Annotated in this window: 16 protein-coding genes and 4 pseudogenes; 10 read left to right on the forward strand and 10 right to left on the reverse strand. The window is 67.3% G+C overall.

Annotated features, from left to right (window positions below; genetic code table 11):
- Positions 1-144: 144 nt before the first annotated feature.
- Positions 145-345: a hypothetical protein gene (locus CP981_RS37010; RefSeq protein ID WP_143658968.1), complete on the reverse strand. Its 201-nt coding sequence runs from the start codon at positions 343-345 to the stop codon at positions 145-147.
- 135 nt (positions 346-480) lie between these two features.
- Here CP981_RS37010 and CP981_RS37015 point away from each other — a divergent pair, with 135 nt between their 5' ends.
- Positions 481-900, forward strand: a complete 420-nt coding sequence (locus tag CP981_RS37015; protein ID WP_085926425.1) for a Fur family transcriptional regulator — start codon at positions 481-483, stop codon at positions 898-900.
- Between the two features lie 454 nt (positions 901-1,354).
- Here CP981_RS37015 and CP981_RS37020 read toward each other — a convergent pair whose 3' ends face one another.
- Entirely contained in the window at positions 1,355-2,140 is a 786-nt protein-coding gene (locus CP981_RS37020) for an FAD-dependent monooxygenase (protein WP_244329967.1), read from the reverse strand.
- Between the two features lie 12 nt (positions 2,141-2,152).
- Between CP981_RS37020 and CP981_RS37025 the strand changes: the two genes are divergently transcribed.
- From CP981_RS37025 to CP981_RS37035, 4 genes and pseudogenes are all read left to right on the forward strand, one after another.
- A complete protein-coding gene (locus CP981_RS37025; protein ID WP_244329968.1) occupies positions 2,153-2,584 on the forward strand; it encodes a TetR family transcriptional regulator in 432 nt (143 codons plus the stop codon).
- Between the two features lie 391 nt (positions 2,585-2,975).
- Positions 2,976-3,218, forward strand: a complete 243-nt coding sequence (locus CP981_RS37030; protein WP_085926391.1) for a hypothetical protein — start codon at positions 2,976-2,978, stop codon at positions 3,216-3,218.
- A 114-nt stretch (positions 3,219-3,332) separates the two neighbouring features.
- A pseudogene (locus CP981_RS39065) lies at positions 3,333-3,507 on the forward strand (helix-turn-helix domain-containing protein); the annotation flags it as partial.
- Between the two features lie 155 nt (positions 3,508-3,662).
- Positions 3,663-4,814, forward strand: coding sequence for a hypothetical protein (locus tag CP981_RS37035; protein ID WP_208853035.1), 1,152 nt, complete (start codon positions 3,663-3,665; stop codon positions 4,812-4,814).
- Positions 4,815-5,457: 643 nt separating this feature from the next.
- Here CP981_RS37035 and CP981_RS37040 read toward each other — a convergent pair.
- Positions 5,458-5,979, reverse strand: coding sequence for a GNAT family N-acetyltransferase (locus CP981_RS37040; RefSeq protein ID WP_085926388.1), 522 nt, complete (start codon positions 5,977-5,979; stop codon positions 5,458-5,460).
- Positions 5,980-6,398: 419 nt separating this feature from the next.
- On the opposite strand from CP981_RS37040, the gene CP981_RS37045 reads away from it, so the two are divergent.
- Positions 6,399-6,893 (forward strand): NUDIX hydrolase, encoded by a 495-nt coding sequence (locus CP981_RS37045; RefSeq protein WP_085926387.1) that lies wholly within the window; start codon positions 6,399-6,401, stop codon positions 6,891-6,893.
- 14 nt (positions 6,894-6,907) lie between these two features.
- Here CP981_RS37045 and CP981_RS39650 read toward each other — a convergent pair whose 3' ends face one another.
- The 3 genes from CP981_RS39650 to CP981_RS37055 form a co-directional block, all read right to left on the reverse strand.
- Positions 6,908-7,411, reverse strand: coding sequence for a transposase (locus tag CP981_RS39650; RefSeq protein ID WP_208853036.1), 504 nt, complete (start codon positions 7,409-7,411; stop codon positions 6,908-6,910).
- A 230-nt stretch (positions 7,412-7,641) separates the two neighbouring features.
- Complete coding sequence (locus CP981_RS38295; protein WP_085926386.1) at positions 7,642-7,941, reverse strand: transposase family protein; 300 nt, start codon at positions 7,939-7,941, stop codon at positions 7,642-7,644.
- Positions 7,942-8,063: 122 nt separating this feature from the next.
- Complete coding sequence (locus tag CP981_RS37055; protein ID WP_244329970.1) at positions 8,064-9,692, reverse strand: class I adenylate-forming enzyme family protein; 1,629 nt, start codon at positions 9,690-9,692, stop codon at positions 8,064-8,066.
- An 859-nt stretch (positions 9,693-10,551) separates the two neighbouring features.
- Between CP981_RS37055 and CP981_RS37060 the strand changes: the two genes are divergently transcribed.
- Complete coding sequence (locus CP981_RS37060; protein WP_244329971.1) at positions 10,552-11,199, forward strand: hypothetical protein; 648 nt, start codon at positions 10,552-10,554, stop codon at positions 11,197-11,199.
- A gap of 426 nt (positions 11,200-11,625) precedes the next feature.
- Positions 11,626-12,441 (forward strand): annotated as a pseudogene (locus tag CP981_RS37065) (IS701 family transposase); the annotation flags it as partial.
- A 132-nt stretch (positions 12,442-12,573) separates the two neighbouring features.
- Here CP981_RS37065 and CP981_RS37070 read toward each other — a convergent pair.
- Both CP981_RS37070 and CP981_RS37075 read right to left on the reverse strand, forming a co-directional pair.
- Complete coding sequence (locus tag CP981_RS37070; protein WP_085926384.1) at positions 12,574-12,972, reverse strand: hypothetical protein; 399 nt, start codon at positions 12,970-12,972, stop codon at positions 12,574-12,576.
- A 471-nt stretch (positions 12,973-13,443) separates the two neighbouring features.
- Positions 13,444-13,623: pseudogene (locus CP981_RS37075) on the reverse strand (glutamine amidotransferase-related protein); the annotation flags it as partial.
- Here CP981_RS37075 and CP981_RS39655 point away from each other — a divergent pair.
- Positions 13,614-13,762, forward strand: a pseudogene (locus CP981_RS39655) (IS5/IS1182 family transposase); the annotation flags it as partial. The pseudogenes CP981_RS37075 and CP981_RS39655 overlap by 10 nt on opposite strands.
- Positions 13,763-13,781: 19 nt before the next feature.
- Here CP981_RS39655 and CP981_RS37080 read toward each other — a convergent pair.
- Positions 13,782-15,164, reverse strand: coding sequence for a protein kinase domain-containing protein (locus tag CP981_RS37080; protein WP_244329972.1), 1,383 nt, complete (start codon positions 15,162-15,164; stop codon positions 13,782-13,784).
- Between the two features lie 2,526 nt (positions 15,165-17,690).
- Between CP981_RS37080 and CP981_RS37090 the strand changes: the two genes are divergently transcribed.
- Entirely contained in the window at positions 17,691-19,361 is a 1,671-nt protein-coding gene (locus tag CP981_RS37090; RefSeq protein ID WP_085926382.1) for a carbamoyltransferase N-terminal domain-containing protein, read from the forward strand.
- Between the two features lie 342 nt (positions 19,362-19,703).
- On the opposite strand, the gene CP981_RS37095 is transcribed toward CP981_RS37090, so the two are convergent.
- Positions 19,704-20,231, reverse strand: a complete 528-nt coding sequence (locus CP981_RS37095; RefSeq protein WP_244329973.1) for an RNA polymerase sigma factor — start codon at positions 20,229-20,231, stop codon at positions 19,704-19,706.
- Positions 20,232-20,603: the final 372 nt, after the last annotated feature.

Below are 20,603 nucleotides of genomic sequence, written 5' to 3' on the forward strand. Positions count from 1 at the left end.
GCTGGGCGGATCACATTGCTCAGAAACTGCGTACGGTCAACGGCCGGGCACGGGGGCCCGATGGGGGCGGCCTTGTGGGGGCGGAGAGCGGTGGTGGCCGGGGGAGCGGTGCGGTGAGCGCTTGCACAGAGCCTCATGCGCGACCTACGCGGCCCGGCGGTGGGCGGCATACCTGGCGGCATTCACGGCCTGCGCGGCGCGAGGGCGGATCCGGCCGGTGCGGGTCTCCAGCGGGACCCGGCCCCGGAGCGAAGAGGTGCCACCGACGCCGACCTGCTCACTGTTCTGACTGTCCGCGACCAGGGCACCGGATGCGGTGGTGAGCGGACCCGTTTCCTGCATCACGGGCGTGTCCCTGCTGTTGTCCTGTCCCTTGGCTGTCGCCGGAGCCGATCTTACGATGGACCAAGTCCAAGTCAATACAACAGTCAGATCCGTACGGAACCGTTCATCCAACGACGCACAGTTAGGCTGGTGGGCATGAGTGACCTGCTGGACCGGCTCCGCGGACGCGGCTGGCGGATGACCGCCCAGCGCCGGGTGGTCGCCGAGGTACTCGACGGCGAGCACATCCACCTCACCGCGGACGAAGTGCTCGCACGCGCCACCGCACGACTGCCGGAAATCTCTCGCGCGACCGTCTACAACACCCTCGGCGAACTGGTCTCCCTCGGCGAAGTGGTCGAGGTCGCCACCGACGCCCGCGCCAAGCGCTACGACCCGAACGCCCACCGCCCCCACCAGCACCTGCTCTGCTCCACCTGCGGCACCATCCGGGACGTCCACCCCACCGACGACCCCCTCTCCGCCCTCCCTACCCACGAACGCTTCGGCTTCACCGTCCTGGCCGCCGAGGTGACTTACCGGGGGTTGTGCCCTGAGTGCGCCGCCGGGGCGTGAGCGGGCAAGGGACATGACGGAGCGACGCCCACCAGCGATTCCGGCCCAACTCCGCTGGTAGGCGTGGCGGTTGCGTCCGCAGGAAGAGTCTCGATGCCCGCCTGGGCAGTCCCCTCGACCGGATAGCGCAAGCCATTGGCGCAAGTCGCCACCGCCCGGACGCCCTGCTCTGGACAAGATGCCCTGCTCCGGACAAGGGAAAGAGCTCTCGTCCAGGGCCCGTTGTCCGCCAGGCCCGGGCCTGGCGCATCGAGCGGGATGCTTCGCGCAGCGCCCCGGCCCAAGGCATGTGCTGAGGAAACTGCCATGGTCGGCAGCGGCCTCGGCGTACAGCGGCCGAGTGGGCTCCAGCTTGAGTCGCATCCGCTGCAAGACCGGTACCAAGGCAGCCGGCTCAGCTTTGGGCCGGCTCACAGTTACGGCGCAGCCTTTGGGTTCGTCGGCACTGTCGCCTTCAGCTGGTGTGCGTGGCGGAGGAGTCGGGGAGGGCGACGGCAGGCCAGAGGGCGTCGGGGAATGCGGCGTCGTCGGTGTCGGAGTCGCTGTCGGGCATGAGGGTGGCGAGCATCTGCTGGGCGGTCTTCGCGTGGTCGAGGGCGCGGGGCAGCATGACGCTTTCGTAGGCGTCGAGGGCTTCGTCGGGGATGGGTTGCTCGATGACCGCTCGGGCGAGGTCGGCGCCGTCGAGCAGGGCGAGGTTGGCACCGACGCCGACGGGCGGCATCAGGTGGGCGGCGTCGCCGAGCAGGGTGATGCCGGGGACGCGCTGCCAGGAGTGGGGGACGGGCAGGACGAACATCGGCCGGTTGATGAAACCCCCTTCGCTGTCGCGCAGGACGTCCAGCAGGCTCTCGTGCCAGCCCTGGTACCGGGTGAGAAGGCGGGCGCGTACTGCTTCGGTGTCTGCGAGGTCGAGGCCGGCATGCCAGTCCTGGGGGCCGCGGAAGGTGACGTAAACGCGAAGATGTCCGTTGCTGTTGCGCTGCATCACCAAGCTCCGACCGCCTGCCTTAGCCGACATGGTGCCGCGGCCGACCAGGTGGGCGATGCCGGGGTGACGGTGGTCGACGTCGTCGAAGTGGGCTTCCACCATCGTGACACCGGCGTAGCAGGGTTGGCCGTGGGAGAGTGCCGGGCGCACCCGGGACCAGGCACCGTCGGCGCCGATGACCAGGTCGAAGTCCTCGGTGGTGTGGTCGTGGTGGTGCAGGCGTGCGGTGCCGTGGGGGAGCGGGGTCACGGCCCTTACGGAATGGTTCCAACGGTCTTCGACCTGGACGCGGACGTCGAGAGCGCCGTGGTCGCCGCCGTTCGCGACCGGGCCCCCGGCCAGTCCGTGCTGCATGCCCTGCGCGACCACATGGTGCACACCCGTACCGCAGTGCGGACCGACGACCCCACTTTCGTCCTCGTCGAATCCACCCCGGCGCTGCGGGATTACGCCCGGCGCATGTGGTTGCGCCACGAGGAGACGCTGGCCGCCACCCTCGCCGAAGCGGCCGGGCTCGCTCCGGACGCCTCCGCCGTCACCGGCCTGGCACGCTTCGCCCTGGAAGCCCCCAGCATCGCCCGAGCAAGCGAAGACCCGCCCCGGACCATGCGCGACTTGTTAGCCCTGCTGGAAGGTGGCTGGGCCACCACGCCCCTGGCGCGAGGGGGAGATCGCTCCGGTCAGGGCGGATGATCGCGACCAGATGCTGCATCACGGTGCCACCTCCAACTCGCTTGCTCCATACGCGTCGGTGTTCTTGCCCCTCACGTGAGGGCGAACTGCGATTGTGTGAGTGGTGGAGTGGGCGGCGGGCGGGTCTTTGCTGACGCGGCGTCAAGTTCCTGCGCCAGGTAAGCCAGTAGGCCGTGACCAGCCGTTACGCGACAGTTCCTGGTCGAATGTCGTATCGACGCAGATGCAGGAGGCGAGAGAAGCGCAGGACTGGCCGGCAAGGGAGCTCGCCCCCTGCCTTCTCGCTCTATGTCGAATGGTTCTCGCTGGCAGAAACGAGCCGCCCTGCCTGCTCTGCCGGCAGCGCGGCCTCCTAGACTGCCCTCGTCCCAAGTCTTGATCGGAGCACGACATGCGTCGCCTCACCCTCGCCCCCGTCCTCGTGGCAGTCGCCGCCCTCGCACTCACCGGGTGCGCGCAGGACTTCGGCCACGGCCCGGAAGGCCGGGTCACTGAAAAGACCAAGGACGGGAAGAAGTTCTACCTGGTCGTCGATCCCACGAAGCAGGGCAAGGAGAAGAAGTTCCGGGTCAGCAAGTACGACTACCACGACTGCAACCGGGGCTCGAAGTACCCCAAGTGCATTGACGATTAGCCCACGCGGGCCCTCCCTGCTCGGCCACCTCCTCCAGGAGTCCGAAACGGGCACAGCCGCCAGTGCAGCTGAGGGAGGTGTGCCACGTCCCCATTCCTCGGCGCAGAAGCCTTGATGGTCCCCTGTCGTGGCGTACTCGACGTCTCGCCACGCCCTGGTGGAGTGGGTGACGATGCTGGTCGTCACCCGCGGGGTGACCCGGTACTGCAGCTCCCCCCACCAGCGGGCCCTGCCCACACTCGTGTATCTCCGCAAGCCCGACACCCTCACCCAGCTCGCCGCAGGCTTCGCATCGGCAATGCGCCCCCGCGCATGGCCGATTGGGGCCTGCCTGCTCTGTTCGTGACCTGTATGTAATCAACACCCCGTAATCTCCCCCGCGCAGGGGATTCAGAGGATGCATGACAAAGACGGGGGAAAGTCGTGACATACAGGCGTGCGGTGATGCCGGCATTAGCTGGGGGGCTGCTGCTCACGGTCCTTCTGTGGTGGGCGGGGGCAAGCGCGCACGCACTGCACCTGCCAGGCGCCACCGGCATGCTCAACGGCCAGGTCGCCGCCGAGCTGGAACACTGGCTCACCCCCTGGTCGTACCACCCGCCGGCCTCGGCCACGTTCGGCACCGAGGTGTCTGGAGGGAGCGGGGGCGCAGCCGGGGCCGCCGGCACTAACTACCTTGCGTTGTACACCACCGCGATGCAGATCCGGTTCGGCGCGGTCTTCGCCTTCTTCGTACCTGGGGCGCTGCTCCTGGTCCGCAGGCTGCCGCCGGTGCACGGCCGGATGCCGGCGGCTCTGCTCGCGATATGGGCCTGGGGCGTGGTGGCCGGGACCCTGGCGGTGACGGTCTCCGCGCCGTGGCTGATCGCCTCGGGAGGGAACGGCAGTTTCCGCTTTCTGCCCCGGCTGGCGGGCGTCATCTCCTCCGGGCGGCAGGTCTTGGTGGTGACCGCGCTGGTCGCGGCAGCGTTGACCGTGTTCATAGCGCGGGTCGCCGCCAAGGGGACCGGTCCGCTGTCGCACGAAGCCGTCCCGGCACGCGCCGCCCGTCTGGCCGCCACCGTCGGAACCGCCGTGATCGCACTGTCCCTGGTGGTCCTCTCGTACCTTCCGGTCGCCGCAGCCCTCCAGCAAGTCTCCCCGAACATCGGGATGTTCGCCGAACCGGGCGACCTTCTGCGCCAGTGGCTGCTGCTCGGCGGTTGGTCGGGCCCGGGGGGCGGGCCGCTCGGTTCCTGGCTCCTGTATCGCGCCGGCGACGTGCTGCTGCTCGCCGTGGTGTGGTGGGTTCTGCGGCGGCTGCCCGGACTGCTCACCCGGGCCACTGTCCCCGCGATGGCGGCCGGCGCGGTCTGCGCGACCGTCCTCGGGCTGCTGGCGAGCCAGCTGCTGAGGGTGGCGGTGGACGGGGTGGGCTCCAGCCTCCGCTGGGACCTGCTGCACCTGTCCGCCGGCATCGGTGAGGGTGTCCCGGCCGCCCTGACCTGCGGCCTGGTGGCGGGAGCCGCGGCTGCCCTGACGCTGCGGGTCGCCGCGGGCCGCGCCGAGACCGCCGACACCACAACGCCCGTTGAGGACTCCGCCCGCCTTGGGTAGAACCACAGGGTTACGTGTGGAGAAGCCCTCCTCGGGAGCCGGCATCCTTCGGCCAATGTGAAGCATCGAGAATCGAACCCCAACCGGCGAACCGGACCTCAACGTCGACAGCCCTGGGGTAGTTCGCGCCCTTCTCAGGATTCGGTGGGTGAGTCACGGTGCATCTCACCCCGCTTGTCTCGTCGCAGTGATGCCACTGATTACCGGATGTTTCCTGTTCGGTGGGGGGGAGGCTGCTTGTGCCGCGTCTTGGGCTGCTGTGGCTGGGTGAGTTCCGGGGCCGGAGCGTTCCTCCCGGTTCCGTCTGGGGTGTGCGGGCTGTGTGCGTGTTTCAGTCTGGTCACTCCACGGTTTGGCGGTGGTCACTGTGGACTTCGTTTCCTGGGAGGAGGGTGTCGTGTTCCTGGTAGCCACCTGGCTGGACATTGGCAGGTGGGAGACTTTCAGTCGGTCAGGGGTAGCCGGTTTCTGCGTCGCGTTCGAGGTGTGCCGGGTGGGGAGTCAGCGGCGGGCGCTGTTGTCTCCGCGCCCGGGGGCCGATACGACTTCGTGATGGGCGCTTTGGGTGCTGTTTGGCCGGTGCGTGGTGGGAAGCACGGATGCGAGCACTCACCACCCGGCGGCTTTCGCTTGACTTCTGACGCTAGGAATGTGGGTCCGTATTCGCCGTCGTTCCGGTCCAGGTGACCTCGAAGTACTTGACGCGTTCGTCTTCTGCGGCCGGCCGCATGCCCGCTGCCGTCATGACGTGCTGGGAGGCGAGGTTGTCGTGGTCAGCGTCGCCTTTCACGCAGGTGACGCCGTGTGCCTGCGCGAACAGCAGCAGGGCGCGGAGGGCCTCGGAGGCGTATCCCTTGCCTCGCGCTGACTGGATGAGGCCGTAGCCGATCGTGACGCTGCCGTTCTCGTCCGCAGGTCCGTGGAAGCCCAGGCCACCGATGGCCTGGCCGTTGTCGCGGCGACGGATCTCATAGTTGCCGAACGGCTGGGGATTACCGGTGTTCGCGCAGGTGTCCAGGAAGCGCCTGGCGGCGGTCACGTCCCCATCGGTGGGATATCCGGGCACCCATCGGGCACTGCCGTCCAGCTCGCCCGCCACCACTTGCTCAGCTTCGCTGACGGTCATCGGATGAAGCACGAGCCGCGCTGTCACAAGATCGCCCATAGCAGGGAGGAGTACCACGGGGGACGACCGGACGGCACTTGGATTATCCGGCCGGGCAGTGCAGTTGGCACGTTGTCGTGGGCGATGGCCGCGGACTGCGCCGCACCGGGCGCCGGATGCTCGCGAGGCCGTGGTTCGAGGAACCGCAGGCTGGCACTTCATGAGTCGTCAAGTCAGTCGTTCACAGGTCTGGGCGACGCCCGGATCACCGCCTGGTTGGTGGGTTCGAGAGAGCGGTGGTAGTTCTCTGGGTGCGCAGGTTCCACTGTCGCAGGACCCGGTCGTCATCACCGTTGGCCAGTGGCTTTATCGATGACACAAGGTTCTGGCTCAGGTTCTGTGGTCGGTGTCAGGGAGTTATGGGCTTGGCCCACCTGTCCGATCACACCACCCTTGCCGCGGGCGGTTAGCGTGTCTGGATGCCGTCCGTGAACCTGCGTCATTCAGTCCGCGCGATCATCCTCGACGAGCACGACTGCATCCTTCTCTGCCGGTTCGCGATTCCAGAGCCAGCGGGAACAGTGGTGTGGGCAGCTCCCGGCGGAGGGATCGAGCCGGGCGAGACACCACTTGCCGCGCTGCGCCGTGAACTGCAGGAAGAGGTGGGCCTTGCCATCAGGACCGCTCCGCCGCACGTCTGGCACCAGGAAGTCGTGGCCCCTGGACACGCCGCGGGCTACGACGGCGTCATTAACGACTACTTCCTCGTGCGCACTGCCGGTTTCGATCCGCGCGGGGCTCTGTCCGACGACGAGCTCGCCGCGGAGAACATCAGCGGTCTGAAGTGGTGGCACCCGCGTGAAGTCGCCTGTTATGGCGGTCCCGACCTGTTCTCCCCCCGCGACCTTGCGACTCCTTTGACGGCATTGATCACCTCCGGTGTTCCAGCAGAGCCGGTGCGGCTCGGCCTCTGAGCGGACAGCCGGTGTCATGGCGCGAGCAGGGCTCGCTTTCGGAGGAGGGCGAAGCCGGACCGGCCGAACATCTGGCGTTTGAGCATCTTGATCCGGTTGACGTGACCTTCGACGACACCCGAGTTCCAGGGAAGCGTGAGGCCGGCGATGACGGCTTGACGGTCGCGGTCGATGCCTGCGGCGAGGGTGTGGAGACTGGGAAGGTCGTCTTGCCGGACGGCGTCGAGCCTCTGCGGGAGTCGTTCGCCCTGGCGCTCGGTGAGCATGGTCGCGAAGGATCGGACGTGTCCGGTGAGGGCCTCCAGTTCGGGGCACTGAGCAAGGACCATCTTGAGCCGCAACTGCTCGATTTCGGTGAGGGTTTCGGGGCGGCTGAGGATCCCTTGGAGACCGTTCGGGGCGACGGTGGCTTTGCCGTCACCGGTTGCGGTGACGTGCGCTTTTTCCTGATGTAGGCGTTGACAATCCCGTAGGTTCCCTTGTAGCCGAGCGGCACGATCTCTTCCCATAGCTTCCATGCGTTACTCCAGCCCTCCGGCCCTTGCGCGTTGCATACTCATCAACGCCGACCACCCGCGGGGCCGGTGGTTCCGGTACGGGAAGGGCAGAGACCATCCGAAGTACCGTGCTGCGGCTGACAGAGACCCCGAAGACACCGGCCATGCGGGCGCCGGATCGGCCTGCGAGCGCAAGGCCGACAGCGGCCAGCGTCGAACGCAACCCTCGGTCCACCGACCGAACCGCCGGGTCAGCCCGACACCTGCTCGACGAAGGCCCGCCGATCGCACGAGGGGTTCCCGCACGTGGATCGGCGGACCCTCAAACACAGCACCACCCGTCTTCCCGCGCTGGGTGAATCAGCGGGAAACCGCAGGTAGGAGCCGTGCACCCGGCTCGACCGGACGCCGCAGGCCGGGCATACGGCCCCGACAGCCGTGCAGCAGGCTTCAATACGTACCGTCTCGTTGTTCACGTCTACCGACACCACCGCGACATCCGCGATCGACGGGAACAACAGCTGCTCCAGCCGGAGCACCACATCTTCCACGAGCCGGAACTGTCATCCCCACCGAACCCGGGGCTGATCATTTTCGGGCAACTTCCGGGAGACTGCGGCGACTGCCACCTGTCACTCTCAGTGGCGGCTCCACAGTTGTTGAGCTAGACCCACTACTGCTCGATGAAGCCAGCGCTGCTCGTCCACGCGGCGCGCAGCGCCTTCTTGTCCACCTTGCCGACCTTGGTGGTCGGGAGCTGGTCAAGCAGCACCGTCTTCCGGGGCCTGTACAACTCGCCCAGCTCGGCGGTCACCGCTACGCCGACCGCCTCCGGGTCGATGTCAGCGCCCTCGGCCGCGGCCAGGAAGATCTGTACCGCTTCCCCGTACTCCTCGTCCGGCACACCCAGCGCCGCCGCATTGCGCACGCCGGGCAGCGTGAGCAGGAAATCCTCCAGGACCCTGGAGTAGACGTTGTCGCTGGTGTGGCCGGTGACGATGATGTCCTTGGCCCGGTCGACGAGGTAGAGGTACCCCTCGGCGTCGAGATATCCCATGTCCCCGGTGCGCAGCCAGCCGTCGTGCAGCGCCGCCGCGGTCCGCTCCGGGTCCTCGTAGTAGCCGAGCATCACCGTCTCGCCATGGACGCAGACCTCGCCGACCTGCCTGACGGGCAGTGCCTCCGCGCTGTCCTCACCGCGGATCTCGATCTGGACGCCGGGTATCGCGCGACCGCAGCTGCGCCAGAGTTCGGGGCGCCGGGGGCCCTCCGAGGCGAGCTCCTCCGCGGCGAACGCGGTGATACCGAGCGCCTCCGACTGCCCGTACGCCTGGCTGAGCACGGGCCCGAAGACCTCGACCGCCTGCTGCAGCCGGCTGGGCGAGGTGGCCGCGCCGCCGACGACGATCCGCCGCAGCGCGGGCAGGACGCCCGGCCTGCAGTCCGGGTGGTCGAGCACCGCGTACAGCATGGGCGGTACGAACATGGTGGCGGTGATCCGCTCCTCGCGCAGCACCGTCAGGGCCGCGCCCGCTTCGAACTCGGGCAGCACGACGAGGGTGGACCCCGTCACCAGGGCCTGGATCGAGGTGAGGTGGCCGCTGCCGTGCGTGAGCAGCGTGGCGGCGAGCACCCTGTCCGTGCTCGGGTCCATGGTCGGGAAGAACGTGGGGCCGGCGTCCTGCGCGGAGTCCGTCACCAGGTCGACCAGAGTGTCGTAGAGCCAGTGGGTGTGCGCGGCGAGCTTGGGGCGGCCCAGGGTTCCGCCGGTGTAGAAGACGGTGACGGCTTCGTCCGCTCCCGGGGCGGGCACGCCGTCGGGGCGCGCGTGCGGGCACTTGGCCGCCAGGGCCAGCAGGTCGGTGCACTGCTGCTCGCAGGGCCCGAGGCTGAGCAGTGCGGGGGCGTGGACGCTGCGGCCGGCCGCGTCGGCGGCCCGCCCGGCGAAGAGCGGGTCGGTGACCACGGCGCGCGCCCGGGACTGCTCGACGAGCGCGGCGAGTTCGCCGGGCCCCGGCTCGGGCGGCAGGAACACGACGCGGCAGCCGATGAGATGGACGGCGAGCTGTACGAGGACCGAGTCGACGCGGTTGGCCAGAAAAAGCCCCACTCCGTCGCCGGGCGCGAGCCCCTGCCCGCGCAGCGCATGCCCCAGCCTGAACAGCTCCCGCCGGGCCTCCCCTCTGGTCAGCCGCTGCGTCCCCTGGACGAGCGCCTCGGCGTCCTCGTCCGTGTTCCAGTGCTCCAGAATGCGGTCCACGTACGTCCGCGGCTCGGATATTTCCTGTGCGTTAACGATCACCCATACATGCAAACATGCCGCTCAGCGGCCGTGGCCTCACGGGGGCCACCTTCGGCCATCGGCCGGCGGACGACCCTGCCCCGTGAGGCGAATTCGGTATCCGCAGGTCGCTTGCGCGTCTGAGAGAGCGCACCGAACGCCGCCATCATGGCGGGATATCACTCCCCGTGGTGGGGTCCCCACAGGCCCTTGCACGCAGACCTTCGGACCGACAGCAAGGTCGGCCCGACGCGCCGCCTGAACCACAGGCCGCTCCCTGCGGGGTGTGAAGCTCGCCCATGACCAGCACTCCACAGACGGCTGCCTGGCCCTGCACGGCGCACAGGCAATGCTCACGCGCGCTTCACCAGCCGCATCTTCATCCACGTTTTCATCAGAGCCCGTCGGCCTACAACCGGGCGCGAGCCGGGCAGCCGGTACGTCGCCCCGGCCCGCGCCCGGGCCCGGGCTGCTGGTATGTCGCCCCGGCCGGCGCGAGCCGGGCTGCTGCTACGTCGCCCCGGCCGGCGCGAGCCCGCCCTCGCCCGCACGCACCGCCATCGACTGCGGAAACTCACCTTGCAGGTCATCCTGCGCTGGCTTGTCCTCACCCTTCAACTCCGCAGATCTCTGGAAGGTAGTCGACGAGGCGGCCGGTGACACCGACCGTGGCCGCACCGTCGGTGACCCCTGCGTGCCTTCTTTGCGACCACGCCACCCCGCAGGCTTCCACCAGACCTCGCGCAGTGAGCGCAGACAGTCCTTCAGCAAGGACTGGTGCGCCGGCAGTCTCCGTCCGGGACACCTGGCCCCGGTCGCACTGTCAGTGCTGCTCCGTAGGCTGTCAAGGACGGCTCGTTCTGGGAGACGACGGGAGTAAATGGTGCGCAGGCCGGTCGAGGGCGAGGTTCATGTTCACTACGGCCAGATCTATGTCGAGAGCGATCCGGACAGCTTCGGCCCGGACCTCGCGGAGGCGTTCGCCGGGCAGAGCGGGGGGCTGTGCGGGGCGGCGGTCCCCGGTGCGTTGTGGCTGACGACCGGACTGCACACAGGTGACGTCGGCTTCACCGTCGAAGTGCATGATCAGGCCCCGCCGCTGGATGCGGCCTGGGAGGACGTCGTGGAGGTGTCCTTCCGCCCCCGCTCAGGCAGCAGCGCGCTCGTGCGATGGGCGGGCGAGGACTCCTGGGAGCTGGATCTGGAAGAGACCGACTACCGGGTGCGCTACTGCGCCAAGGGCATGGACGAGGCAGACCAGCGGGACACCCGGCTGGACCATGAGCCTCAACTGGACTGCTATCTGCTGCAGTTCTGGCCCGCTCCGCCCGAACCGGACAGCGTCCTGCGCCAGACCTCGGCGATCGCCGCTTACTGGCACGACTACGCCCGCAAGCAGCCGCCCCCGCCCACACCCGCAGAACGCGCCGAAGCCGAACGCCTCGCCCGCCTCGCGCAGGAACAGGCAGACGAAGAACGCCGCCTCGCCTACGAAAGATGGGAATGGGGCGGGCACCTGCGCAAATGATCCTTTCAGCGTCTTTCAGGTCCTTGCCGGGTTATGCGCCTGATTCTCCCCACGCGCTCCCCAGCGGCTCAGATACTCCCCAGATTCTCCCCAGGGAGCGTCACGATCACGGGCGGCGGCGAGGCGGGAGCGGCGACTTGCCGCAGGCACGTTGAGTGACCGCCGTGTGCGGACGGCTTTGAGGCGCACGCTCCCCTCGTGGTCAGTCGTGTTGGAGGTGAGCAGACGGCCGGTGACCTGACGCAATGGAGAGCACGAGCAGGAGGACCGCTGGCCTCGGGGGCCAACCTGGCGCATGTGGTAGACCGCGTCTCGTGCGGTCCAGGTGGTCCACGTGGAGAGCGTTAGCGCAGGTCAGATATTCGTAGCCCAAGCGCATCGACGCTGTTGGTGAGACGCCCGTGAGACGAGAAGTCTTACCTCCGGTTCGAGGGCCGGGCGCTGGTCGACCGGGAGCTCTATCTGCCGAAGTCCTGGACGGGTGACACGGACCGGTGCCGGGCGGCGGGCGAACCCGAGAACCGGGGTTTCGCGACCAAGGGCGAGCTGGCCCGGGCGGTGATCCTGCGAGCCCTGGCCTCGCCCCTGCCCATTGCCTGGGTGACCGGCGACTGCGCCTACGGCCAGGAATGGCGCATGCGCCGCACTTTGGAAGAAGCCGGTGTCGGTTACGTCCTGGCGGTGCCGAAGTCCCAGCCGCTTCACGCCCCCTACGGACGGATCGACCACGCCATCGCCCAGGCACCACAGGAAGCCTGGGGACGATTGTCCTGCGGCGACGGCGCGAAGGGTCCACGACTCTACGACTGTGCTTCCGCCCGCCCGCCGGCCATCGATGTCTTCGACGGCGACGCACCGACGCACGATCGGTGGATGCTGGCCCGCCGCAACCTGGCCAGGCCGGAGGAGACCGCCTACTACATGGCTTACGCGCCCAACGGCACCACGGTCGGCGACTTGGTGCGGGTCGCCGGCTCACGATGGGCGATCGAGGAAGCCTTCCAGGCGGCAAAGGACGAATGCGGCCTGGACCAGTACGAAGTCCGCCGATATCCGGGCTGGTACCGGCACATCACCCTGGCCATGCCCGCCCACGCCTTCCTTTCCGCCCTCGCGGCCAGGACCACCGAAAAAGGGGCCGCAGAAACGACACCACCAGCACCAGCGCTCTCACCGTGGCAGAGGTCGGGCGACTCCTGGACGTTCTGCTTCCCCGCCCCGAGCCCCGCAACGGCCCCATCGCACACGCCTGAGCTGGTCTCACTGGCGCAGACGTCACCAAGCCACAGTCCGGCACTGCCACTACCGAAGAAGAACCAGCTCAGGCAACGATTTCTGACTGGAGTACTAGACGATGGCGGCAGTTGTGGGAGATCAGTGGCCCATGGAACTGAGCTTGTCTCGTAGTGACGTCGATTCCTTCGAGACAGTGACATCAGGGATAGCCATGAGGCGGTTCACCAGGGCAGCTGTCTCGTTCAAGCAGGCAGGGCGAGTGACGTTCTCGATGACCCAGGTGTCGTCCTTGGGGTAGAACTCTGCATCGCCTCCTGTGTCGACCACGACGATGGGGCCGACAGTGGTCTTGGTCCCGTCGTGCTCGAAGACGATGTCTGCCACCCCGTACCAGGGGTTCTCCCATCCATGGTTTTCAGGCCCCATGGTGAGCGTCAGGCGATCGATCTTGTTGTCCTCAACCGTGAAGCTGATGTCCTTCGTCTTCTCGTAGGGAGTCTTCGGCAGCTTGTCGGGCAGGGGGAAGTCGTAGTTCATGGAGATTGCCAGGTCCCCTCCGATCTAATGGCATCCCGGCAGGCTTCCGGCCTCACGCATTCGCAACGTGGCTTTGGGCGCCCTTGCCCAGACGACCGCACGCCGTCCGAAGGCGCCGGAGCCGAAGCCGCCCATCTCAGCCGTGACGTACTCAGCCCACCGGCGGAGGCTCGCGGCCGGAAGGAACTCGGCCATGCCGGCAAGTGCGTGCGACCGCTCGGTGGCGAAGGGAATCCCGGGCAACAGGGCGAACGCCGCAGCCTCCTCACCGAGTTCGGCGTACCTCACCGCCGCGGCCGCCAAGAGATGCCCGCGTGCGACGGGGGACAGCCGTATCGAGCAGACCGGGCAGGGCCAGGTGTCCGGCGATGAAGTCCAGCACCCACTCCGCGTGCCCGGCGGCCGCGATCGCGCGGAGCAACTCCCGCCGGTCGGCCCGCTCCGGCTCCTCGGACAGCCGTGCACCGAGGGGGTGGAGTTCGCGCCCTGGATCCCGGCCAGGTTGCGGGCCGCCTCAATGACCACGCACTGGAGGCCCAGGCACAGGCCGAGCAGCGGGAGCTTATTCTCCCGGGCGTAGGTGATCGCGCCGACCTTGCCGTCGACACCGCGGTCGCCGAAGCCGCCGGGGATGCAGACCGCGTCGCAGTCCCATCGAACGCACCATGTCCTGGCTGACCGGCTACCGCCGTCTCAACCACCGCTACTAGCGTAAACCCGGCAATTACCTGGCCCTTTTCGGACTGGCATCCGCTCTCTGTTGTGCAAACGGCTTCTCAAACTGAGCATGTTTGACACAGTCTCAGTTGTCATCCGTCAGTACGTGTTCGGTGGCTCCATCGACCGGCAGCAGGATCCCAAGCCGAGACAAGTGGAGACCCTCCCCTATCACCTCTGGCACACCAGGCATCCTCGAACCAGGACACAACAGGGCAACTTTCTGAGAATCCCTCAAGTTGGGCGAAATTGACCGCCGGCAATTGCCCCAGGGCCTCAGCCGGCGTGCCTTCGAAAAGGTGGACTCGGACGCCGTGTTCCTCAAGCAACAGCATGACTTGGCCCGCGGATTGGGCGTCGACCGCAGCTGACTCGCCTTGCCCCCTCACAAAACGCCGCACGGCAGAACGAGTTGCGTGGTCGATCGCTCCCGCAAGCTTAGTACCAAAGCTCGACGCCAACGCTTGCACGAACGGAGCTAGCGCCATGGTGACCATCACGGTTTGCCAGTCGATGGAACCAACGGGGAATCCGGCGGAGCCGACACCCGGGTCGTTCGGCGTCTGCGCACCCGGCACGATGCTGGGCGCCACCGGGCGCAGCAACTGGGCTACGCGCAGACACTCGCCGCGCATCATGGCGCTCGGAAGACGCTCGTTCGGGCTCTTCTCCAGCGCACGGGCGACCAACGCGTCCACGGCCGACGGCAGCGAACGGTTGATCGAGGATGGTGCAACAGGCTCCTCCTGCACATGCGCGTACGCGATTGCCAGCGGCGAGTCCTTGTCGAACGGCAGCCGCCCCGTGACCAGTTGGAACAGCATGACGCCGACCGAGTACACGTTGGACCGTGCATCCTCGCCCCGGCCCAGCACCTGCTCCGGGGCGAGGTACTGAGGCATGCCGACCACTATGCCGGTCTGGGTCATTGATGTGACGTCGGACTGCATGGCGCGGGCGATGCCGAAGTCCGTTACCTTGACGACGTTCCGTCTCGTCATCATCACATTGCCCGGCTTGATGCCCCGGTGGACCAGGCCCATCTCATGGCCAGTCTCCAGGGCCGCGAGCACATCCGCGGTGATCTTAAGGGCCTTGTCGGCCGGCATCGCGCCGTGTTGCGCGACCTCCGCCTCGAGCACTGAGCCGAGCGGCTTGCCCTCGACATACTCCATCACGATATACGGCGTCGTCACGCCGCCGAGATCGTCCTCGCCTATGCCGAAGACCGAGACGATGTTCGTGTGCCTGAGTTTCGCCATGGCCTTGGCCTCGCGCCGAAACCGCTCACGGAAGACCTGATCCCGCCCGAGCTCGGTATGCAGCAACTTGATCGCCACCTGCCGGTCGAGTACCGAATCGTAGGCGAGATGGACCGAAGCCATGCAGCCCTGGCCGAGCAGATCACGCAGCTGGTAACGCCCGGCGGCGACCGAACGTCCCGCGTACCCGCCCGGTGTGTCGTCCTGGTTCATGTTCTGCGTCCCCCATCGGTGCAGCTGGCATAAGCCGGGCGGCTCCCGCGATCCACTGCCGCATTCTCGGCCAAGTCTGCCGAAGGGCACTGACACGTCAAGCGCGAGAGAACCACACCAACTAGAGCGGTTCACCTCCGCCTGCGCGGAGAGCACACCGCCGAACAGATCCTCGCCAACGCCGCCCTCGGTTCACGTCCGCCTGCGCGGAGAGCACTGGCGCTGGAGGTGGGGATGGCCGCGGAGATCCGGCCCACCTCCGCCTGCGCGGAGAGCACAGCCGGGGTCGCCGCATCCTCACGTGACTTTCCGGCCCACCTTTTAGTGCTGGCTCCTTACCGCGGCAGCGGTGATATGGCAAACGCGCAGGTGAGGGCGGTGTGCATCTGGGGTGGATCTTGAGGGGTGCTGGCTCGGTGCTGACCTGGAGGCACCCCTCAGCACCTGTCATCACCTGTCCCGTGCTGGTCTGGTGCTGGCTACGGGGTATCAAGGGCTGCCATTGAGCATTCTGCTGGCCGATTCGGCTTATCCCTTGGCTGCTCGGAAGTGGCAAGGCGTGCACGGTCGTTGCCGTCGTGGCGCAGATAGTCGCCATGGTGTGACGGTGGCGCTCAAGCCAGTGCCTGAATGGAAGTAGCTCGAACATTGAGATCCCATTCGGCGTGCTCCGTGCTTGTGGTGACTGACTTGTTGGACGGTCTCGACACATCTTGAGTCCCGCAGCGGAGCGCAGGAGGGATTGTCTGGGAAGGCTACGGACGCCCCTGTGCCCCTTCGTCGGAACGCGGACGGGCCCGCGACACCGTGTCGGTCGGCATCATTGTGGTGGTGCTCGGAGTGCGAGTGGTGAAAGCGCGGACGCAATTGCCCTGACCTGTTCCCGATGACGCATCATGTGGAGTGCGTTGTGGTGCTGGAGAAGGCGACTAAGGGTGTCTGACCTGCGGTTTTGTTGATGTGCATCATGTGCGGTGTGGGCGTTACGGGTGATATCTTGGCGCTGAAATGACGCTCATTCTGACGGGGCATCAGTCGCTATGCATTGCTGGTCAGATGGTCTGCCGGCGACGCAGGTGTGGCAGGTTTCCGGGAATTTCGTGGTGCCAAGCGAGCTTGCTCGGCCACATGCGTGGAGAGCCCAGCAGGTTCTTCGTCTGCTGGTGGTACAGCGCAAGCGGCTCGCTGACCTGCGAATATGGCAGCCGTGGGGATCTTGCCGGGCCTGCTGGCCCCGTTGTTCCACGTCCTGTCCCACCGCCCGCACGACGGCGGCGGTCCGGTCCAAGCGCTCCAACTCAGCCTGTTCTCGCTGGGTGTCCCCTCGGCTGAAAAGTCGCGCAACTCGCTGACTAAAACCCGCCCACAGGTCCGTGTCAGCGGCTTGGACCACGGCGCCGCCGCCCGCCGCAGCTAGCGCCATCAGTGCCTCAGTTAACATCTTCCCCCGCTCTCTCCGGGCCAGACAGACATAGCGGACGTCGAACCCTCTCAGCGTATTCCCGTAACCACGTTGCGCAACGCATCTCGGTTCCGCCTTGCGCCACGGACGCCGCCCTGCGAGAACCGGAGGACCCGTTCCGCTGGTTGCTCCCGAACCCTGGTCGCCCGAGATGCGGTGATGCGGGACAACAGACCGGAAAGTATTGACGACTCGCGATGCACTTCAGCTGGCCGGCGTTCCTCCATTCCGGATTCCGAACGTGGCGGCCGCCGGCGCAACGCGTTGTGCTCCCTCAAGTCAGCAATGGGCTGGTGGCGTGCGAGCAGGCGATGGCAAGGATTGGTCTTGGCCACGCGCCATGGACGTGACGAGGACGCGCAGGGGTCAATGAATTCGGGGTGGTCGCCGCGGAAGGCGGCCTGGAGCAGGTCTGCTGCGACGACCAGGAGCGCGTGGTGGCCGGCAGGGCTGTCCAGGATCGGAATTCGGCACGGGCGGAGAGGACACCCGGCCCCGCGGGCCGGCGGGGCCGGCAACGGAGTCGAGCTCGGCGGGGCAGCCGTCGCTGGTACGCACGTGTCATGCCCAGGGGGCGGTGCGGCAGGGGCTTTCGGACCGCCGTCGGCCAGGTGCTGGCAGGGGCCTACTCGGTGCCGGCCAGCGCAACCCCCTGGACGCGTAGGTCAGAAGCCTCCGGGGTGCATGAAGCGAGGTCTCGTGGGTTCGTTGGGACAACGAACCGCGAGGCCGCCTCGCGGCTTTCGTGGGGCGCAGAGCCCGTCCGGCCGCCAACTCCAGTGACGGAGATCACCCATGGAGTGGGGAGTGTGTGTCGCGGTGTTCTCCTCTTTTCCCATGAATCAGCAGACCGCATGGTTTGCCGGTAAAGGCAGGAGGAGGTGCCTGTGGAGACCTTACGGTGATGGCTCGTCACATACGGTATATGGCGACCTTGATGATGCGATCAGCGACCGTGTAGTTCCCTTGGTGGGCGACAGCAGAGTGCCTCACGGACGTCGCGTCAGGGCTCCGCCTCTCATTCCGCTGCCCCACCGCCCCGCGTAGAACGAGAGCTGACACACATGCTGATATGCGGTCTGAAATTGACGCACGACGGAGGCCTGGCCCTTATCGAGGACGGCCGGCTCCTGACCTCGGTGGAGATGGAGAAGCTGCACAACAACAAGCGGTTCCAGCCCCTCGATCGCCTGGAGATGGCGGAAGAGGTCCTGTCCCGGGAAGGAGCCCGGACGGATGACATCGATCGTTTCGTGATCGACGGCTGGTTCCCCCGCCTGCACCAGGACCCGCAGCACCCCACTCTTCGCGTGACCCACCACGGCCGCGCTGTCGAACTGCCCGTCGCCCCCTACCTCGAAGAGCCTGTTGCCGAGGTCCTGGCGCGTCACACCTTCACCGGTCTGCCGTGGGCCGACGCCCAGGGGCAGGAATACGCCGGCTACCACCACAGTGCTCAGCATCTGATGGGCGCCTACGCCACCAGCCCGTTCCCTCGGCAGGGCCAGGACGCCCTGGTTCTGGTGTGGGACGGCGGCATGACACCCGTCCTGTACCACGTGCGGCCCGAGCCGCTCCAAGTGACGCGGGTGGGCGAACTGTTCCCGCTCTACGGCAGCATCTTTGCGGACTTCTGCGCCGCGCTGGCGCCGTTCCGGGCCGCAGCCGCGAAGGCCGGGCCGATGCGGCAGGCCATGCCGCGCAACCTGGACGTGGCCGGAAAGGCCATGGCGTACGCGGCGCTCGGCGAGGACCGCCCCGAACTCGACTCCGTCATCACCGAGTTGCTGGGCGGTAGGCAGCTGTCCTACACCATGGGCGACTACCTCGCGCGTGCGCTGACGGACCACGTCACCCGTCAAGGGGCCGGGCTCGACGATGCCGACCTGATCGCCGCCTTCCAGGGCTATCTCGGCCGCCGTCTCCTTGCCGCCCTGACCGCGCTGATGGCGGACCGCGGCCTGCCGCCCCGGCTGTGTGTGGGTGGCGGTTGTGCGCTGAACATCAAGTGGAACAGCCGCATTCGCTCCTCGGAGCTCTTCGAGGAGGTGTGGGTGCCCCCCTTTCCCAATGATTCCGGGGCCGCCCTGGGTGCCGCCGTTCTGGAATGGACCCGGAGCAGCGGACAGCCCGTTCTCGACTGGGACGTCTACCAGGGCCCGCGCCTGCTGCCGGCCGAGAGCGACCCGCCAGGCTGGACCTCCCGGCCCTGCGATGTGGACGGTCTCGCGCGGGTGCTGCACGAGAGCGGTCAGCCCGTCGTGGTGCTCACCGGGCGGGCTGAGCTGGGACCACGGGCGCTGGGCCACCGCAGCATCTTCGCGCCGGCCGTCGACCCCCGGATGAAGGAACACCTCAACCGCATCAAGGACCGGGAGCACTACCGGCCCGTTGCCCCCGTGTGCCTCGAACACCGGGCGGGTGAGCTGTTCTCGCCGGGCACCCCCGACCCGCACATGCTGTTCGACCACGACACCCGGCCAGGCTGGGCGGACAAGGTCCCGGCGGTCGTGCATCTGGACGGTACCGCGCGTCTACAGACCGTCAACGCCGGGGAATCGCCGTTCGTCCACCGACTGCTGACCGCCTACGAGGCACTGTCCGGCATTCCGCTGCTGTGCAACACCAGCGCCAACCACAAGGGCCATGGGTTCTTTCCCGACGTGGCCTCGGCCGCCGCGTGGGGAGGAGTGGCCGCCATCTGGTCCGAAGGCCGTCTCTACCAGACGGCATGACACGCCTGGGGCTGTGACCGCGTGGTTGGCCAAGGGGGCGGCGGGCCGCGGGACCGCGGCCGTCGTGACCGGGTTTCCGGTGCACGCATGCGGTCACAGCGCGGCATCGTGCGTCGGGATCTCGAAAAGCGCGGTCGCAGGAGATGAATCCGTGTGGCGGAAAGAAGCGGCGACGGAAAGGAGTGGCGACTCGCCGGTGAAGAAAGTCCGGCGAGGTACACACCCTTGCTCCGGTCAAGAATCTTCCCCCGCTCGTTGGCTTGATTCCCGCCGACGAGCGGGGGTGGGTCGTCGACCGTTCCCTGAACCGGAAAATTACTCGTGTCGTCCGGGTGCTGCGTTTCAGACGTGCATCTCGTGCCAGGCTTCGGAGAACATGCCGCGGGCCCGGTGCAAACGGGAACGGACGGTGCCGACGGGTACGGACAACGCGTTCGCCATCTCCTTCTCGTTAAGGCCGTAGACGGCGCGTAGGACAAGGATCTGGCGGTGCTGATCCGACAGTTGATCCAGCACGTCGGAGATATGAACGAAAGTCAACGGGTTGCTGTCCTGCGCTATTTCGGGAAGTTCATCTGCGGTTGCCTGGCTCAGCCGCTTCGAGGTGCGCACCGCTTCCCGTACGGTGACCGCACGGACCCAGCCGTAGAAGGCGGCGGGCTCGCGCAGTCCGCCGATGCCGCGGTAGATGGCGAGCAGCGCTTCCTGCGCGGCGTCGCAACTGTGCCGTCGGGCCACCGCCCTGCACAGCCGCCCGACGAAGGGCGTGATGTGGCGGAGAAGTTCGTTCATGGCCCCGCCGTCCCCGGCCTGGGCGCGGGGGAGAAGCGCCGTGACGGTCAGGGCAGACGGGTTGTTCACGGTAATCACGGGGGCGGAACTCCTGGAGTTGGCCGACTGGAACCCCTGTGCCCCCGAGGCTTCGGAATCGGATATCCGCACCGCTCGGATGCATCAGTGGTCAGCCGGAAAACCGTTGTTGTTGACGAATCGATGCATACGCAGCGGACGGCACACGCATCGGGGCCCAGTTATTGATTACGTACATTCAATATCGCCTGGTGCGTCGCCAGGACGCACCCCCGCAGGCGAAGTCAGCGTAACCCAGGAAGTGTTAGTGCCTTATAAGCGGGCGCGAACTCTATTGTCTAACTTGACTGGGCCAGTTGTCTTCCGGCAGGGTTAAGGACGGGGTTGGGTGCCTCATTGAAGTCGCCCGTTATGTCGTCCCCTGTAAGAGTG

It is taken from the genome of Streptomyces platensis (genome assembly GCF_008704855.1).
GTDB lineage: Bacteria > Actinomycetota > Actinomycetes > Streptomycetales > Streptomycetaceae > Streptomyces > Streptomyces platensis.

Bases quoted from the DNA above. Each gene is read 5' to 3' on its own strand.
- CP981_RS37025 (WP_244329968.1), top strand. From the start codon at position 2,153: ATGGTTCCAACGGTCTTCGACCTGGACGCGGACGTCGAGAGCGCCGTG.
- CP981_RS39650 (WP_208853036.1), bottom strand. From the start codon at position 7,411: ATGGAAGCTATGGGAAGAGATCGTGCCGCTCGGCTACAAGGGAACCTA.
- CP981_RS37040 (WP_085926388.1), bottom strand. From the start codon at position 5,979: ATGGGCGATCTTGTGACAGCGCGGCTCGTGCTTCATCCGATGACCGTC.
- CP981_RS37070 (WP_085926384.1), bottom strand. From the start codon at position 12,972: ATGAACTACGACTTCCCCCTGCCCGACAAGCTGCCGAAGACTCCCTAC.
- CP981_RS37060 (WP_244329971.1), top strand. From the start codon at position 10,552: ATGGTGCGCAGGCCGGTCGAGGGCGAGGTTCATGTTCACTACGGCCAG.
- CP981_RS37090 (WP_085926382.1), top strand. From the start codon at position 17,691: ATGCTGATATGCGGTCTGAAATTGACGCACGACGGAGGCCTGGCCCTT.
- CP981_RS37015 (WP_085926425.1), top strand. From the start codon at position 481: ATGAGTGACCTGCTGGACCGGCTCCGCGGACGCGGCTGGCGGATGACC.
- CP981_RS37035 (WP_208853035.1), top strand. From the start codon at position 3,663: ATGCCGGCATTAGCTGGGGGGCTGCTGCTCACGGTCCTTCTGTGGTGG.
- CP981_RS37080 (WP_244329972.1), bottom strand. From the start codon at position 15,164: ATGAACCAGGACGACACACCGGGCGGGTACGCGGGACGTTCGGTCGCC.
- CP981_RS37045 (WP_085926387.1), top strand. From the start codon at position 6,399: ATGCCGTCCGTGAACCTGCGTCATTCAGTCCGCGCGATCATCCTCGAC.
- CP981_RS37030 (WP_085926391.1), top strand. From the start codon at position 2,976: ATGCGTCGCCTCACCCTCGCCCCCGTCCTCGTGGCAGTCGCCGCCCTC.